The organism is Paenalicyclobacillus cellulosilyticus, from assembly GCF_014647315.1.
Taxonomy (GTDB): Bacteria; Bacillota; Bacilli; order Alicyclobacillales; family Alicyclobacillaceae; genus Alicyclobacillus_J; species Alicyclobacillus_J cellulosilyticus.
The window spans coordinates 19,833-36,840 of the sequence record NZ_BMOY01000011.1 but is presented as its reverse complement, the minus strand read 5'-3'; the positions used below and the strand labels follow the sequence as shown (position 1 = coordinate 36,840).

Genomic DNA, 17,008 nt, shown 5'->3' with positions numbered 1-17,008 from the left:
AGGGAAGAGCATGCTCCGGCAGCGTGATCGCGCCTTGGACGGTGCGCGTGCCACCACGGCAGGCGAAGATGCGCGAGGCCCGCGGGCACGGAAGGGATACCCGGTCTGGCGCAAGTGGTTTCGGGCTCGCAGTACGGACCTCTTCCCGCCGTTTTATCTTTGGGTGGGCCTCATCCTCCTCACGGTGTTCACGTTGGCACCGTTTGTGTACCTGTTCACGTCTTCCTTGTCCGAGAAGCAGGAGTTGCTCAGCGGTCACCTGGTACCGCACCGGGTGACGCTCGATAACTACGTTCGGTTGTTCACGGGCGCAGGCGCGGGGGATTTCATCCACGCCATCCGCAACAGCGTCACCGTGGCGGTTTGGACCACGGTCTTTTCCATGGTCATCGGGGTGTTTGCTGCTTACGCATTTGCTCGCATCCGGTTCCCGCTCCGCATGACGAGCTTGTTTGCGGTGTTGGCGATGCAGATCCTGCCCTCCATCAGCATTCTCGTGCCCATGTACGTCATGATGCGCAACGGGGTGCAAATCGACCTCCCGTTCACCGGGGTCGTGTTGTACCAATCGCCGCCCTTGCTGGATACGGTCTGGGCACTGGTCATCGCGTACACGACGTTTTCGCTGCCGTTTGTCATTTGGCTGTTGGCCGGTTACTTCCAGACCATTCCGCTGGAACTGGAAGAGGCGTCCTACGTGGACGGATGCAACCGGCTGCGCGCCATGTTTCAGGTGGTGCTCCCCCTGTCGCTGCCGGGCATTGCCGCCACCGCCATCTTCACGCTGCTCGGCGCGTGGGACGAGTTCATGTTTGCCAACGCCTTCACCCAAACGTACGCGTCCAAGACCCTGCCGATTGCCATCTCCGAGTTTATCGGCAAACACGGAATGGACTGGGGTTTGATGACGGCAGGCGGGTTCATCGCTTCTCTGCCGCCGGTGGCCATCTCGCTGCTCTTGTACCGTTATATTGTCAGCGGCATGACCGCAGGCGGGGTCAAAGGCTGACGGAAGGTGGACGAGGTCCGCGCCAAAGGTCTTCCTCCACGCGGGCGCCCCGCGGATGTCCCATGGCGGCGTCCGCGCGGCCAAGACCACGACACGTTCACCAGGGAGGCTTTTGTGCATGCGGTTTGTGAAGGAGACGCCTGCGGGCATCCGCCAGGCCAATCGGATGAGCGTGCTTCACCTGATCAAAGAATACGGTCCGATGTCCCGGGCGCGTGTGGCCCGCGTCCTGAAGATGAGCCGGTCCACCGTCTCGGCCATCGTGGATGAACTCATTCAAGAAGGGCGCATCCGGGAAGGCGCCAACGGCCAGTCCACCGCCCAAGGCGGGCGGCCGCCCCAGTATCTGCACTACGTGCCCGATGCCAAGTTCGCCCTCGGCGTCGACATCGGCGGGACCAACACCATCGTCGTCCTCACCGATTTGGCCGGGCATGTCGTCGCACGGGAGAAGTTCCCCACGCGTGCGGGCGACGAACATCCCCTTGCCGCCATCTTGGAACGGGTCAAAGCGTTTTTGGCCCGGACCGGGGTGGCACGGGAAAAACTGCTCGGGACCGGGATTGGTTTCCCCGGGGTCACCGACACCGCGCGGGGTGTTGTCCTCAATTCCCCCAGCCTCGGCCTGGTCGATTTTGATGCCGTCCAATTTTTCGATCCGCTGCCCGGCCCCGTCTTCATCGACAACGATGTGAACATGGGGGTCATCGGGGAGCGGTGGCTCGGCGCCGCACAAGGTCTGCAGAATGTCGTCCTGGTGGCCATCGGCACCGGGATCGGCGCGGGGCTCATCCTGAATGGAGAAGTGTATCGGGGCGCCGGCGGATCGGCCGGAGAGATCGGCCATCTGCACGTCGATCCGCTGCTCGCCGACAGGCGGCGGACGTTGCACGAGTTCGGCCCCCTGGAGTCGGCCGCATCCGGGCTCGGGATGGAACAGGTCGCGTTGACGATGCGTGCCGCGGTGGAGGAGCATCCGCGCCGCATGACCGCGGAGGAGTTGTTTGCCGCAGCGAAAGCGGGAGACGTCATCGCGCAGCAAGTGATTGGGCGGGCCATCCTGTTTCTGTCGTTTTCGATTGCGAACATGATCACCCTGCTCAACCCGGACCTGGTCTTGCTCGGGGGCGGCGTGGCACAGGCGGGATCGGCGCTGCTGGAACCTGTGCGTGCGCACGTCGCCCGCTTGTCGCCCGTATCATGTCCGATTGAACTCGCCGGTCTGGGGGAAGACTCGGCCGCGCTTGGTGCGGCGGCCACGGTCTTCCTGGCGGCGGATGAATTGCGTTGGACCGGGAGAAAAGAACGGGCAGGGCTCATGCGGGAGTGCGAAGGAGGAGACGGACGATGAGGATACGCGTGTTTGACACGCCGGACGCTGCAGCCGCGTATGCGGTGGCGCTCGTCGAGCAGACCGCGGCGGTGTATGCGGAACCGGTGCTCGGATTGGCGACGGGCGGGACCATGATCCCGTTTTACAAGGCGCTGGTTCAGGCGGTGCGCCAAGGTCTTGATCTTTCACGGGCGTGGGCCATCAACCTCGACGAGTACGTAGGGCTCGGCGCAGAACACCCGCAGAGCTGCGCCGGATTCATGCGCGAGCACCTGTACCGGCACGTTCCGTGGGATGGCGCGCGTGCCCACATCCCCGACGGGTGCGCGCCGGACCTTGCCGCCGAGTGCCGTCGTTACGACCGGCTTTTGGCCACACACCCTGTGCACCTGCAGTTCCTCGGCATTGGTCTGAATGGGCACATTGGTTTCAACGAACCGGGGGATGAGCTGGTGGCGGAAACGCACCTTGTCGAACTGTCCGAGACGACCATCCGGAGCAATGCGCGTTTCTTCCGTGACCCCGGCGAGGTGCCGCGCCGGGCCATCACCATGGGTGTCGGCGGCATCTTGCGCGCAGAGCGGGTTGTGCTCCTGGCGTTTGGCGAGCAGAAGGCGGAGGTGGTGGCGCGGGCGCTGACCGGCCCCATCACCACCCGGTTGCCGGCGAGTCTCTTGCAGCTGCACCGCGACGTGACGGTGCTGCTCGATACGGCGGCGGCGCAGAAGATACGTGGGAAAACTGTTGAAAATGGTTGAAGAAGCCGTCACAATAGGGATACAATGAACGTCAATCATACGAAACCATATACGAAGACCAACAGTGTCTCAGGGCAAACCAGTGGAAACGCTGGGACGCAAAGCTACGGGTCTAAGGGTGTGCATCGTTTGCGCACCTATGATCGCCGGGTTGCCACCGTGGGGGTCTTACGGGATAAGGGAGGGCAACCTGTCATCGTCAGGTTGCCTTTTCTGTCTCCGACGGGGCGCTGAGGACAATCCAAACAGCGGAGCGGGTCGGAGATGAAGGTCACAAAGATTTGGAACATCATCCGTCAGGCCGGGCTGGACAAGTCACCCGCCGCATTGGGCCAGCTGCTCAAACGCAACCGCGCAACGACCGGCGCTTCCTTCACGGAACCGCAGCCGGAAACCGTCCTGCCATCACCTGTGCATGGCAGGGCCTGGGTCGCTGCAGGCCGCATCCAGGTATCTGATCCAGAACATTTTGGCACCTACGCCACCATGGTGGTTCCTGACAGCCCGCACATACGCGTGCTTGTGGATGGCAGGCCGGTGACCGGGCGGGTGGTGGTGAGCGCGTCACAAGACATCCAAGTCGAATTGGTTGAACAATCACCTTCGGTCTCGTACGAGCTGGAGGTTTCCGAGGACAGGCTCAGCGTTTGTTTGCGAAAACGGGTGGTTTGTGGTGTAATCCCGCGCTTAAAGGACTGTCCTCCTGCGGAAACGTTGGTTCTGGAACTGGAAGAAGCCTCGTATCCGCCGGCGGAAACCCCTCCTGAAGTCATTCTGAACATGTTGTCCCAATCAGGTCTGGAAGGCATCCTGGATCACGACGCCGTCCTGCGCGTATGCAAAGCCATGGAAAACACCGAAGCGGTTGTGCTGCGTGGTGTGCCGCCAGAGGCCGGAAACCCACGCGCGATCACTTGGGTGAATTTCCCTGTGGAAGCTGACAGCCTCCTGCGCACGAAGCGAGCCGGGCTCGTTTCCATGGGCACCATCATGGGTGTGATGGGTCCGGAAAAGCATCACCGGCCTGGAAAGGACGTGTATGGGAACCCCATCCTGGCACGCGACGAGAAGCCGCGCTGGACGTTTGGCAGTGGGATTGTGGAAGTCAACCGTCAGCTCGTGGCTGCCCGGGATGGGAGGTTGTATTGCGCGCGTGGCCGGTTGGACGTCATTCCGGAACAAGTCATCGAACGCCATGTGACGGACGAAGAGATCACGTTTGACGGGAATGTGGTGGTGCACGGTTCGGTCTCCGGGGGGTCCATCCGCGCGGCGGGACAGGTTTGGATTTACGGGAGCGTCAAACACGCCACCATCGTGGGCGAACAAGGTGTGACGGTCAAAGGAGACGTGATGCAAGCCCACGTCGTCGCGGGTCAGTCGCAAATGATGTATCAACAGCTTCCGTCTCTGATGGAGCGCATCCTCACCCAGCTGGATGACTTCGTGGATGAGTATGAGATCATGGTTCGTCATGCGATGGGGCGTCCGAATGCGGGGGTCATCATTCCCAGGATCCCGCACCTCCTCTTGCAGGCCAGGCACCCGGAATTGCGCCGCGGATTGGAAGATTTCTTACAAGTATACGAACAGCTTGCCGCGCGGGATCCGGATTACACCGAGTTGCGGCAACTTATCCAATCGCAGTGGTTGCTGGCGGGTCAAGGGGTTCTCTATCGCCGGGACATCGAGAAGTTGCGGACGGGGATGGCCGCATATCTCGAGGCAGTCCGCCAACGGGAACAGGCTTTATCCTGTATCAGGGTCGGCGCGGCGGTCGCCAGCTCACTGCGCGCCACAGGGAACATCGTCGTCCGGGGCAAGTGTATCGCCAGCGCGCTGGAGTGCGGCAGAACCATCACCGTGCTGGGGACATTGCGCAGCGGCTTTGCCATTTGCGCGCGGTCGGCATATCTGCATGAATTGGGCACGTCGTCCGGCAGTGAAGGCAGCGTCCGGGTGACCCAGCCGAACGGATTCATCCGCTGCCGTCTTGCCCACCCAAATTCGCTCCTCCAGGTTGGAGACAAGCGCGTGCGCCTCGACACGGTTGTATGGGACTTGCGATGGAAAGGGGAATCGTTTGAAAGGAGTATCGGATGATGGTCAGGGTATTGCTGGTCGACGACCACGCGGAGACGCTGGATACCCTCGCGCTCATCTACGGACTACAGCCAGACGTGCAGGTGGTCGGGTATGCCCGCACGGCGGAGGAAACTTGGCAACACATGTTGCACCATCCGGTGGATTACGTGTCTTTGGACATTCAAATGGCGGATGGGAGCGGGATCGCGTTATGCAGGGCCATCCGGTCAACATATCCGAAGGTATTCATCGTCGTCTGTTCTGTGGACGCGTCTCCGGATGTCGTGCAGCAGGCGTTTGACGCGGGAGCCTCATCCTTTCTCGCCAAGCCTGTCGGTGTGGAAGACGTCGCGCGGGCACTGACCGCTTGCCGGAAGAAGCTGCGCGGTCCACTGAGCAAGGATGACGCGATGGATTTATTGACCCAAGCCATCCTGCACCTTGAAGAAGGCATGTAAGCCACCGGTATGTCCCAACCGTGAGCCCATGGCGCGCTATGCCGTATGGTGCATGGCCACGAAAGCTTGCACCACCTGCGGATCCAAGCTCTGGCCGCTTTCGTGCACCATGCTTTTCAAGATGCGATCATGGGGTTGGTGGTCGAAGACAAAGGACGTACAGTATGTATCCACAACCGCCAAGATGCGTGCCAGCGGATGGATGGTTGCTCCGGATTTTCCACACGGGAATCCAGTTCCGTCCCAGCGTTCATGGTGGTCCGCAATCGCCTGCACCACCTCGCGAGGCATGTCCAGCGCTTGCGCCATCCGGGCACTTAAGGATGGGTGCTGTGCATAGTTCGCGAAAACCGCCGGCGACCATGGTGTGTTCGCGGCGGTCACCGGTTCCAGGGCGGTCAGTCCGTAGTCAGCCAATCTCGATGCCAGGACAAGATGGTCCCGCATACGTTCGCCAAGGCCCAGCTCAAGGGCCAACAAGGCGGCGTAGTGTGCGCGCAGGTCCAACCACTGCGATACCTTGGGATGGAGCAGTTCTTGCGCGTGGAAGGCGTCCAAGCACCGCAGAAAATTCGGGATGGTGTTTGTGACAAATCCGCTTTGTGTTTCGGCTGCCCTTTCCCGTGTCCGGGCATGGCGAGGCCAGCGAAGCAATTCCGCGGCGATGTCCTCCCATTGCCGCCACTGTCCGAGTTGACCAAAAAGCAGCTGCGCTTTTTCATTGAGGCGCCGTGCCAACGCATCGTGGCCCAGGTGCATCGTGATGTGGGCCAGCAGCCGGCACAAGCGCGCGATTTCTTCTTTCTCGTAGCGGATGACGGAGGACCACACCATGCGCAGGGCACGCTCCGTATAGGCGAGGCTCTCCGACAATTGCCAGCGCAGGAAGTAAAGCCGCCCCAACTCCGCCAATACGGACAGGTCCCCGTGTTGGCTGAGGTCCAGCGCTTGCAGGAGGGCCTGTTCCGCACGCTGCAGGTCCCCTCGTTCCAAGTGGGCCACACCGAGGTTGTTCCACAGCAGCACATCGTACGTGTGAATCGACGCTTCCCGGAACGCGGCAAAGCTCTTTTCGATACTCGCAATGGCCTCTTCGTACAAGCCGTACATTCCCTGGATCATCGCCAAATTCGCGAAGAGCAGGCCGCGCGTTTTCGCCGCGACCTGCCCGCCAAACGGTCTCATCTGGTTCAGGATCCGGTAACAAGCATCATCATCGGACAGACCCCGATACGCTAAAGCCCGTCGTATATGGTACAGAACCCACGCATCGGTGTCGTTCGCGTACGCAGCCGCTTGCTCAAAATGCGCTGCAGCCTCGCGGTATTGGCCTAAATGGTAGTGCACCAAACCCAGTTCATTGTGCGTTTCGCCGCGGATTTCCGGATGATGCGCGTGGGGAACGGCTTGCAACGTGCAGAGCGCAGCGAGATAAAGCCCTTTGCGCCGCAGTTTCTTTGCCGCATCCAGTTGAACGTCCGGCAGCACAATGTATCACCCGCGGTACAAGGACAGGCATCAGTCGCCGGGAACAGGCCGCCAACCATCGGGGGAATACGTGTTCGTTGCGCTGGTACTGAACGTGGTGTTCGTTGAGGACGGGTTGCTCGTGTTCGTGACCACAACCCCGGAGGATGTCGGACTGGCGCTCTTCGCTCCGGCTTTGGCAAAGGCCGGTACGGCGGGCCATCCCAACGTGCATGCCACAAGGCTGGCACAGACCATAAACCTTTTCATGACAATCCACTCCCTTTTCACGGTGGGCTCCGGCAGCCCGGCTGTCATAGGCAATCGCCCTTAGACCCGTGGCTTTGCGCCGCCGCCTTTCGGCGGGTTTGCCTTTCGATGCAACTGGATGGCCGAGACAGCCAATGTTGCAAGAAAATTATAGCATCACTGCGCCGCTACCATCAATCACACATCCCGTGCAAAACCCCCATATAAACTTCACACTCTCATTTCTATCCCGTTCATTCCATGTGTTAAAAGAGTAGAGCAGGGGTTGGATTCGGTGAGGAAAGGCGGGCAGCAGATGTCCGACCGTGAACGGTTGACGGAGGGATGCACCCGGATGCAAGGTATGATGCGTCAATGGAAGCGTGCATGTGTGCTCATTGCCTTGGCCAGCTTGGTCTTGGGCGGTACGGTGTCCGCACAGGCCGCGGCGGGGGTGTGGTCTGCCCACGGCGTGCCAATCACGCCCGCCGGCTGGCCGCTCGTCCTCGACCAATCCGCGCAGACTGCCATGCTGACGCACGGCGTGGTGCAGGAAGCGGATCGGTGGGAGACGACGAGCGGGCCCATCCAGATCAACCTGCTGTCGGTCAATCTCACCGATCCCAATGTCAAGTTGGGTGTCGTCCTCGCCAATGACCGGCTCTTCAGTCCAGATGAGACGCTCACTTCCATGGCGGCCCGTACGGGCGCGGTGGCGGGTATCAACGGCGACTTCTTTGAACTTGGCAGGTCGGGGCGCCCGGAAAACTTATGCATTCGTGACGGCGTGGTGTTGCAAAGTCCCCTCCAGGGCCGCTACGCGGTGGTGGGCGTGACGGCGGACGGGCGGGTGACCATTGGACCCGAAGCGTTTTCCGGAGTGGTGACGGCGGTTCCGGCGAGCGGCGGGGCGAATCCGGGCGGCGCATCCGGCGCGGGCGGCAGTACGGGCACGAGCGGAGGTTCGGGTGCGAGTAGCGGTTCGGGCGCAAACGGTGGTGCTTCCGCCGGAGGAGCCCACGGTGTGTCGAACGGTGGATCGAATGGAGCGTCCGTTGGGGCGCCCACCAGTGCGTCCGCTGGTACACCGGGCGGGACCCCCGCGGGTCTGCACGGAGACCCGTCCGGTGCCGGGAACAACGGATCAGCGAGCGCTTATCCCTCCTTTCCGCTCATCTCCGTCAACCGCCCAGGCACAGAAGACGGCGGCCAGCTCGGCCTCATCACACCGGCCATGGGCGATAAAGTGTATGTGAAGTCGGACACCTTGGTGTATCTGACGCCGCTTCCTGCATCACCGGGACAGAGCGCCTCCCCGTCTGCTGCAACCGGAGGAACGGGTGCTTCTCCCGCGGACACGACACCGCCGGGACAGAGCGCGTCCCCGCCGGCCAGTGCAGCCAACGGGTCGAGCCCTGCCCCAACAGCGAGCAACCGCGCGGGAACAACCCCGGCGATGGGACCCGTGCTCGGCCAGACCCAGTGGTATCAGGTGCAGCGGCTGGTGCCGGGGGCCAAGGTGGTGCCCCAGCTGACCGATCAGTTTGTGCTCACCGCGGCGCCGGGGGCAGCGGCCGACTGGGCGGCGGCCTACCTGAAGCCGGGGAGCGTCGTGTCGATCACGGTGCACCTGAATCCGGACGACGATTTGGTACAGGCGGTGGGTGCAGGCTACCAAGTGCTCAAACACGGCCAGTGGTACGACGATCCGCAAGCGCTCGGCGCGCCGAACGTGGACGTGAAAAACCCGTTGACTGCGGTGGGCGTGACCCGCGACGGCCGGCACGCCTTCATGGTGGTGGCCGACGGACGCGAGTCGAACCACAGCGTCGGGCTCACCTACCGCCAGATGGCGGCGTACCTGCAGCAGCTCGGCGCCTGGGACGCTGCCGTCCTGGATGGCGGCGGATCGAGCGAGATGGTGGCGCGGTTGCCCGGCAGCCAATCGGTCACGGTGCTCAACTCGCCATCGGACGGTTGGGAGCGGCGCGTGGCCAACGGACTGTTCGTGTATTCCACAGAGACGCAGCCGGCGCCGGCGACCCAGGTCGTGCTCAACTACGGATCGCCCGTCGCCATGTTGGCAGGGACCGCGCAGACGGTGCCTTGTTATGCGCTCGATGCGGCCGGAAATACGGCCGCGGAGCCGGTCCAGCTCACGGTGCAGCCGGCGGGGCTCGCGCGGGTGAACGGGAACCGGGTGCAAGCCCTGAAGCCGGGGCGTGGCCAGCTCATCGCGATCACGCCCTCCGGCGCCTCGGCGCGCGTGCCGTTGGTGGTGGTGGCCGCGCCCGCGTCCGTCACGGTGGAACCCGCGGTGGCCGCGCTCGCACCGGGCCAGCGCCAGGCGTTCACCATCACCGCGCGCACCGCGGACGGGCTGCCGCTCGCGGTGCCGGACAACATGGTGCAGTGGAGCGTGTCCCATCCCGGGCTGGGGCAGGTGGCAAGCGGGGTCCTGCAGGCCAGCCCGTTGTCCGGCGGAGCTCCTGCGCGCGTGACCGGGCAGGTCACGGCCAGTGTGGGCGGGGTCAGTGGATCGGCCACGGTGGCGGTTGGCTACGTCCGGGCGGTGCTCGATCCGCTGGCGAGCTTGCACGGTTGGGCGGTCGGATCGCACAACGCCGGACGCATCTCGGCCTGCGCCGCCGCACCGCCGGACTCCATGGCCAAGGGTGCGCTTAGGCTCGACTACGATTTTCTTCCCGGCGGCGGCGTGCAACAGATGGTGTTTTGGCCGCAGGGGACACTGGTGGCGGGAGCGGGGCCCAACCAGGCACCACCGCAGGCGCTGGGGATGTGGGTGAAAGGAGACGGCAGCGGGGTGCAGTTCGCCGTCTCGCTCACCGGCGCCTTCGGCAACCGGGTGACGCTCTACCCGTTTCGGGTGACCTTCCGCGGCTGGCGTTACGTCACCGTCCCGCTGCCGAACGGACTGGGTCCGGCGGTCACGGTGAACTTTCTCGATTTCCTGACGAACCAGCCGCCGGCGGAGCAAAAGGGGACGCTGTACGTCAGCGGGCTTGCGGCGTTGTACCCGCCGGATCCGGTCTCGCGTTTTGGGCGGCCGACCGTGCCGCCGCCTTGGTTCCGCGCCGCCGGTTCACCCGCCAACTTTCGCGGTCAAGGGGCAACGTTCGTGCTGGTGGCCGGACAGGCTGGCGGGGTGGGTGGTACAGCGGGCAGCGGCGCCGCTTCCGGCGCAACGCCGGGCGCGAATTCGGCAGCGGCTTCCGGCGCGGCTACGGGGGCTGCTTCAAAGACTGCTTCCGGCGCGGCTGCGGGGACTGCTTCAGGGACTGCTTCCGGCGCAATGTCGGGCGCGGCTGCGGGCGCAACCGATGCGGCGGTCTGGGCGCGCATCGGCCAAGCCTTGGCCGCCCGGCAGACGCAGGGAGACCGCGTGCTGGGCGTGCAAACCCTCGGCGACGTGTTTCCGGCGGGGGCGTTGTCCGCGGTGGCGGCCAACGCCACCACGTGGCAGCAGGTGTGGCAACGGTACGGCTATCCCGTGCATGCGGCGGTCGGGGTGGCCGAGGCGGCGGGCGCGCCAGAAGATAAGGTGTTCCGCCAAGCGTTCGGCGCCACGCATTACACCTACCGCCAAGGCTTCGTGCAATGGCTGGTGCTGGATGACGCCCACGGCGAACTGGCCGCTTCCGACGCGCACCAAGTGCCGACAGGCGGGCAGTTGGCGTGGCTGGCGCAGCAGCTCGCGGCGAGCACGGCGAAGGTGGTGGTCATCGCCGCCAACGTGCCCGCGTATTCCCCCGCCTACGGCGATGCGACACCCGTGCTTCCGGCGTCAGAAGCGGCGGCGCTGGAGCGGTTCGCCCTGGATGTGCAGCTGGCGGAACCAGGACGGCGCGTGCTGCTCGTGTTCAAAGGCGGATCGAAGTTCACCGTCCGCTGCTTGAATCCATCCGGCCAGGACGACCCGCATGGCGTGCTCAACCTGTATGTACCGCCCGGCTGTGTCCTGCTGCACATCACGCCGGACGGCCAAGTCCAGTGGGCACGGTGAAACGGTCTGCGGTGCTTTCACGGCGAACGCTGTCGGAGCCTTGCGCCCGGGGCGCATCACGTCAACGCCGCCACCAACCGCGCGATATACCGGTCGTTCGTTCCGCAGCAGCCGCCGAAAATGCGGAGGCGGTGTTCGGCACGCAGGCGCACCATGCCCGCCACCCACTCGTCGAAGTCGTCCGCTTGCAGCGTCGCGGTGCCGTCCAGCTCTTCCGGGCTCTTCGCCGATGCATTCGCCTGGATGCCGAGCAGCCGGGACCGCGCGGCGGTCCGCGCATTCACCGGGGCAGACAAGGCGGACAGCAAGATGGACGGGTGGACGCAGTTCACCATATAAAACCTGGGCGGCGGACTCACTGTTTGATCGATCCGCTCAATGGCCTGGACGAGCGGCGTCCCGTCCAACAATCTCCCGTCGGATCGAATGATGAAACTGAGCACGTACGGCACGCCTGTCGCAGCCATGGCACGCGCCATACCGACGGCCTCGGATAAAGCCGGCAGGGTCGTGCCGTATAAAAAATCCACACCCGCTGTGGCGAGTTGGGATGCGTGCAGCCGGTGGTATACGAACGCTGAAGGCTCCGGCAACGCCTCGCGCGGGTTGTACGCGTCACCGTAGCAGCCCATCGTGCCGCCGATGAGGACAGGGCCGCGTGGTCCTTCGCCGTATTCCGCATGGCTGCAAGCAACGCCGGACAACTCCCGCAGTTGCCGGACGAACCGCACATTGTCCGCGATCACGTCTCTCTCTTGCAGTCCCGCGGCTTGCACGCGCCGCGGATGGGCGCGGTGCGTGGGAGCGAGCAGGATGAGCGGAAGGCCCGCCGCAGCGACGGCTTGCACGTACTGTAGGTAAATTTTCCAAGTCGATGGCGCCATGCAGGATCGTAGACCAGGTGCGCGTGCACCACGTGCGGATCGAGCGGCGCGCTCAACTCTCTCCGCAAGCGTTCCACCACTGCACCTTCGGTGAAGACGACGTCCGCTGCGCGGAGAAGGTCGTCGATGGCAGGCATGGGACACCTCCAGGGATCAAAGGTTCGGCACGCAAAATCATGCCGCGGCCTGTCTCGACGAGGCCTGCGGCCGTGGCCGCACTCATATCTCCGCCCGGTCCGCCACGCGGTACAGCCGCCACTCCGACGGGCGCAGGGTGACTTGGTAGACGCTGGTCCCGTCCGGCTCGGTGCAGTACGGCGCCACGGCCGAGCCGCGGGCGTTGACCAGCACCTTGCCCGGCGCGACCCGGGCGCGCCACGTGTGAAGGTGCGGCCGGAACGACGCGACGATGAACGATCCGTCGTCGTACACGAACAAACCGGCCTGGCTGTCGCCGTCCAGCACCACCGGCAGGCGGCCGGCGAGCACCTGGCGCAGCGGGGCGAGCACGGGCGCGGGCAGGTGGTACAGGTCGGCCATGTTGTCCGGCACCGTGAGCGTGAACAGGCGGCCGCGGCTGTAGTGGTCGGACATCAGGACGGGGATGTTGTTCTCCCCGGCCACGGCGACCACGTGCTGCCAGGTGGCGTTCGTCCGGTAGGCGAGCACCGGCCAGGTCACGGGCCGAGGCGCCGCCACAAAGTCGCGGAAGGTGCACCCGGCCGTCTGGATGGCGTACCGGGAGGCGGTCACCCGCGCACCGGTGGCCGCGAGCGTCGTGAACTGCTCGATGCCCCGGCCCTGCAGCGCCTGGAGCAGGCCCGAGGTGATGATGACGTCGCCGCCCCGGCGCAGCGTCTGCTCCATCTTCGTGACGAGCGCCGGATCGCGCGCGGCGTCGGCGGTGAGCAGCACCACGCGGCTGTCCGCCGGGTACTCCGGCACCGGTTCGAGCGGGATGCCGAGCATGCCGAGGTAGTCGTACAGGTGGTCTTCGCCACAGGCGTGATGCGGCAGGTACACCGGCGTCCCGACGGGCGATCCCACCCCCGCCATGGCCTCGTCCAGCTTTTCCAATTGGAAGCCGACCGCCGGGATGAAGATGGTGTCTTTCAAGGAGCTGTAACAGAAGAGTGTGATCTCCCGCGCCTTGGCGAACACCGTCAGGTTGGCCTGCTCCAGGTAGTGGTCAAGCGTGGTGCAGTCGAAGTTGTCGAACCAGCCGCCGCCGTTGCCGCCCGGTTTGACGTGTTCAAACCAACGCACCAGCGAGTACGATCCGTAGCGCGGGATATGCTGCTGGCTGGTGGCGGGATCGCGCGTTTCGGTGCCGGTGTACACGCCGTCGAACAGGCGTGGCTGCGTCTCGGTGTTGTAGCCGGTCGCCTGGTAGGATTCGATCCAGTTCGGGTACTTGATGACCAGCTTGACGCGCGGGTTGACCGCTTTCGCCGGCCGGATGATGAGGTTCTCCGACACCTCGGTCATCAGTTCGAGCCGGAACGCCTCCCAGCTTTTGTCCCCTTTGCGGCGGATGCACTCGTCGCAGGCGCAGTTGGTAAAGAAAAAGTCGTCGAGGATGACCTCGTCGAACACGCTGGCCGCAATTTCAGCCGCTTCCCGCAGCTTGGCGCGCGAAGCCTCGTCGGTGTAACAGAACACGTGCATGAACCGCTCGTGGTCGGGCCGGTAGGCTGGCGGGATGGTCGGAGTGATGCCGCCGGCCGTGCGGATGCCGTGTTGGTGGAACAGCGCTTTCACTTCGCGCATCTTGTCGGCGGGATGCGTGATGTCCCCGCGGTGCACCTCGAGGTAGGCTTTCGTCAGTTTGGTGTGCTTCGCGAAGAACGCCAAGGCCGCCTCGAAGCCGGCCGGGGTCTCGTTGCGGATGCAGCCAGCCGTGACATACAAAGCGAGTTGGAAGTTTCGATAGCCTGTCATGCGGATGCCCCTTTATCTTCACGTCGTCCGCGCCACGGGATGCCCGCGCGCGAACGCGATGTTCAAACGCGATATTCCATTCTAGCATGCACAGCGCGACTTGGCGGAGTAGGCGAAGGATTGTGAATTGCTTCGACAGGCGGGACCGGTTGCGCTTACCGGGCCCCTTCCGCCAACACCACCGGCACGAGCCCGCGCACGCTGTTCGCCAGCCACAGCCGGGCGGCGCTCTGGATGTCCGCGCGCGTCAGCCGCCGTTCCTTGACCCATCCTTCCGCCAACAGCCAGGCGCGCAGGGTCCCCGCCAACAGGCCGCACGCCACCGGCGGTGTCCACCATACGCCGTCGATCTCGGCGATCACGTTGCCGATGGTGAACTCGGTCGCCTCGCCGTCGGGATTCCACAGAAGCACGTCGAACGCGTCGGGATGCGCCCGGCGCGCCGCCTCGTACCGGATGCGGTGCGTGGTTTTGTGGTAGAGGAACGGGTCGGCCGGGTCGATGGGTTCATCCGCCCACACCACCGGCCGCGGCGGCCGCGGGTCGATGGGCGGCCGTCCCCACGGCGCGGCATCCGGCAGCGGATCGGCCGCGATGTCCCACCGCCCGTCCGGCATGAGCACAAGCCGTAGCCGCGTGGGCGGCGACAGCGCGTGGCGGCGGGTGAAGGCCACCAGGTCCGCCGTCAGGGCATGCCGGTCCAAGGGGAAGCCAAAGTAGTCGGCCGATGCGGCGAGGCGCGCCAGGTGGCGGTCGAGGAGGAGGATGTTGCCGCCCTCGAGCCGCATGGTCTCCAGGAGCGCGAACGTTGGCCGGCGGGCGGTGAGAATGCTTGCTTTCGCCAGCGTCTCCGCGTACTCCTCCTCCGGGCTGGACAGGGCGGTGACGCCGCTGCCGGTGCCGAACTCGGCGCACCCGGCCGCGGTGTCCACGACCACCGTGCGAATGGCCACGTTGAACACCGCGCGCCCGCCAGGCGCCACGAAGCCGACGGCGCCGCAGTAGACGCCGCGCGGTTCCTCCAGTTCGCGGATGATGCGCATCGTCTCCACCTTGGGCGCCCCGGTGACCGATCCGCACGGGAAGAGGGCGCGGAAGACTTCGGCGACGCCGGGTGTGCCGACGCGGCCGCGCACGGTGGATGTCATCTGCCAGACGGTCGGATAGCGCTCGATGGAGAACAACGGCTCCGCGATCACGGTGCCCGGCGCGGCGATGCGGCCGATGTCGTTGCGCAGCAGATCGACAATCATCACGTTTTCCGCCCGGTCTTTCTCGGATGCGGCGAGCTCCGCGCGGAAAGCCGCGTCCTCCGCCGGCCACCGGCCGCGCGGCCGGGTGCCTTTCATCGGGCGGGTCGTCAGCCAACCGTCCGCCAGGCGAAAAAACAGTTCCGGCGACGCGGAGAGGATGTGCCAGCGGCCCAGGTTCAGGTAAGCGGCATAACCGCCCTGCTGGGCTGCCTGCAGGTCCTGGAAGAACGCGAACGGGTCCCCGCGAAAGCCGGCCCGCAGCCGGACGGTGTAGTTGACCTGGTACGTGCGGCCGTTCGCAATGGCGTCCTGGATGAAACGGATGTGACGGCGGTAGGTGGCTTCCTCCGTACCGCACGTCCAGGCGGAGAGTTGGTACGGGGCAGGGGTGTCCTCCGCTGGGTGCACTGAGGCCGCTTCCGTCGTGCGGGTGGGGTATGCGTGGACGGGGCGACCGTGTCCCTCCCCGGCCGCGTCGCCCTGTCGGCGGCCCGGCGCGGCCATCTCGCCGGCCGGGACAGGGCGGCGGTAGATGCCGAACCAGGCGAGCGGCAGCTCGCCCGGCGGGTGAGCGGCGAAGGCGGGATCGAACGCGGGGGCCGCCTCGTATGCCACGTAGCCGGCGGCGTAGTACCCGTCTTGCGCTGCCGCGTCGACGGCGGCCAGTACGCCCGGTACCTCCTTTGCTGTACGGGCCGAGAGGATTTGCACGGGATCCGTCAGCCAAAAGGGGGTCAGCCCGTCGCCGCGAAAATCGAAGTACAGGCACCCAGGTGCCCCCGGAACCGCGCGCGGGACGTTCTGCGCCGTCTCTGCCTGGCCGGAGCGCCTTGCCTCCCTCGTCTGGGTGCCAACCGTCGTTTCTGCACGTTTCGGCTTGGCCTCATCCGGCGAAGGATCTGTTTCTGCGAAGTAGAGGTGCCGGTGCAAGCCGCAACCTGGATTGAACGGCGCTTGGCAGTACGGGCAACGGTAGCCGCAGGCGAGGTACGCGCGCGCCGTCAGGGTGCGGTGGCACGCACCGCAGAGCACGGCCGGTTCGTCGAAGCGGTGTGCCGGCCACGGCACCGCCGGGTGGTCGGCCACCGCCTCGTGGCAAGCGTGGCAGGGATAGTAGACATCGCAGCACACGAACCGGATGGCGATGATGTCGAGCGGGCTGTGGTAGTGCGCACAGCGGGTGTGTTCGTCCACGCCCACCCCGCGCACCACCACGCCGCCGAGGATGCGTTCGTTGACATGAGCGGGCACCAGCATCCCTCCTCGCATGGGCAAGTGTGGCAGCTGAGATGAGCCCCGAAACCTGTTCTTATTGACGAATGTTCGCACTGTGTTACTCTAAAAGCAATCAGGGCGTCGAAGGCTGCCACCTTCGACGCTCCGGGCACCGACGCTCTGAGCATTGTCCCTGCCCGCCTTCTTTATCGTACGGGCAAGTAACCGCCCTGCAGGCGCGCGAACCTACGGGGGCGGTTACTTGCGTGTGAAGGCAAGAACCACGGCCATGACGAGCGACAACAGCGAGACCACGCATGATCCGAACTGGC

The 17,008-nt window shown here is 64.9% G+C and carries 12 protein-coding genes and 2 riboswitches; of the genes, 7 read left to right on the top strand and 5 right to left on the bottom strand.

Annotation, left to right across the window (positions count from 1 at the left end):
* The first annotated feature begins 10 nt into the window (after window positions 1-10).
* From IEX97_RS05040 to IEX97_RS05020, 5 genes are all read left to right on the top strand, one after another.
* Window positions 11-1,009 carry a carbohydrate ABC transporter permease gene (locus IEX97_RS05040; RefSeq protein WP_188881518.1) on the top strand — a complete coding sequence of 333 codons (999 nt, stop codon included), beginning with the start codon at window positions 11-13 and terminating at the stop codon, window positions 1,007-1,009.
* 118 nt (window positions 1,010-1,127) lie between these two features.
* Entirely contained in the window at window positions 1,128-2,360 is a 1,233-nt protein-coding gene (locus IEX97_RS05035; RefSeq protein ID WP_188881517.1) for an ROK family transcriptional regulator, read from the top strand.
* Complete coding sequence (locus IEX97_RS05030) at window positions 2,357-3,100, top strand: glucosamine-6-phosphate deaminase (RefSeq protein WP_188881516.1); 744 nt, start codon at window positions 2,357-2,359, stop codon at window positions 3,098-3,100. Before IEX97_RS05035 ends, IEX97_RS05030 begins: the two co-directional genes overlap by 4 nt.
* A gap of 63 nt (window positions 3,101-3,163) precedes the next feature.
* Window positions 3,164-3,259, top strand: a riboswitch (cyclic di-GMP riboswitch).
* A 105-nt stretch (window positions 3,260-3,364) separates the two neighbouring features.
* Window positions 3,365-5,203, top strand: coding sequence for a FapA family protein (locus IEX97_RS05025; RefSeq protein ID WP_188881515.1), 1,839 nt, complete (start codon window positions 3,365-3,367; stop codon window positions 5,201-5,203).
* On the top strand, window positions 5,203-5,643 hold the full coding sequence (locus IEX97_RS05020; RefSeq protein WP_188881514.1) for a response regulator: 441 nt from the start codon (window positions 5,203-5,205) through the stop codon (window positions 5,641-5,643). The genes IEX97_RS05025 and IEX97_RS05020 overlap by 1 nt, the downstream gene beginning before the upstream one ends.
* A gap of 36 nt (window positions 5,644-5,679) precedes the next feature.
* On the opposite strand, the gene IEX97_RS05015 is transcribed toward IEX97_RS05020, so the two are convergent.
* Window positions 5,680-7,131 (bottom strand): HD domain-containing phosphohydrolase, encoded by a 1,452-nt coding sequence (locus tag IEX97_RS05015; RefSeq protein WP_188881513.1) that lies wholly within the window; start codon window positions 7,129-7,131, stop codon window positions 5,680-5,682.
* Between the two features lie 70 nt (window positions 7,132-7,201).
* Here IEX97_RS05015 and IEX97_RS05010 point away from each other — a divergent pair, with 70 nt between their 5' ends.
* Together IEX97_RS05010 and IEX97_RS05005 are read left to right on the top strand one after the other, a co-directional pair.
* Complete coding sequence (locus IEX97_RS05010; RefSeq protein ID WP_188881511.1) at window positions 7,202-7,444, top strand: hypothetical protein; 243 nt, start codon at window positions 7,202-7,204, stop codon at window positions 7,442-7,444.
* Window positions 7,409-7,493, bottom strand: a riboswitch (cyclic di-GMP riboswitch). (Overlaps the previous gene by 36 nt.)
* Window positions 7,494-7,654: 161 nt before the next feature.
* Window positions 7,655-11,383 (top strand): phosphodiester glycosidase family protein, encoded by a 3,729-nt coding sequence (locus IEX97_RS05005; RefSeq protein WP_188881510.1) that lies wholly within the window; start codon window positions 7,655-7,657, stop codon window positions 11,381-11,383.
* A 56-nt stretch (window positions 11,384-11,439) separates the two neighbouring features.
* Here the strand turns inward: IEX97_RS05005 and IEX97_RS05000 are convergent, their stop codons facing one another.
* The 4 genes from IEX97_RS05000 to pabB form a co-directional block, all read right to left on the bottom strand.
* Window positions 11,440-12,231 (bottom strand): homocysteine S-methyltransferase family protein, encoded by a 792-nt coding sequence (locus tag IEX97_RS05000; RefSeq protein WP_188881508.1) that lies wholly within the window; start codon window positions 12,229-12,231, stop codon window positions 11,440-11,442.
* The gene (locus IEX97_RS04995; RefSeq protein ID WP_188881558.1) at window positions 12,126-12,404 is read right to left on the bottom strand and encodes a hypothetical protein; all 279 of its coding nucleotides are present in this window, start codon (window positions 12,402-12,404) and stop codon (window positions 12,126-12,128) included. Before IEX97_RS04995 ends, IEX97_RS05000 begins: the two co-directional genes overlap by 106 nt.
* A gap of 82 nt (window positions 12,405-12,486) precedes the next feature.
* Window positions 12,487-14,208, bottom strand: a complete 1,722-nt coding sequence (locus IEX97_RS04990; RefSeq protein ID WP_188881507.1) for a permease — start codon at window positions 14,206-14,208, stop codon at window positions 12,487-12,489.
* 155 nt (window positions 14,209-14,363) lie between these two features.
* Complete coding sequence (gene pabB / locus IEX97_RS04985) at window positions 14,364-16,712, bottom strand: aminodeoxychorismate synthase component I (RefSeq protein WP_229776417.1); 2,349 nt, start codon at window positions 16,710-16,712, stop codon at window positions 14,364-14,366.
* Window positions 16,713-17,008 lie beyond the last annotated feature (296 nt).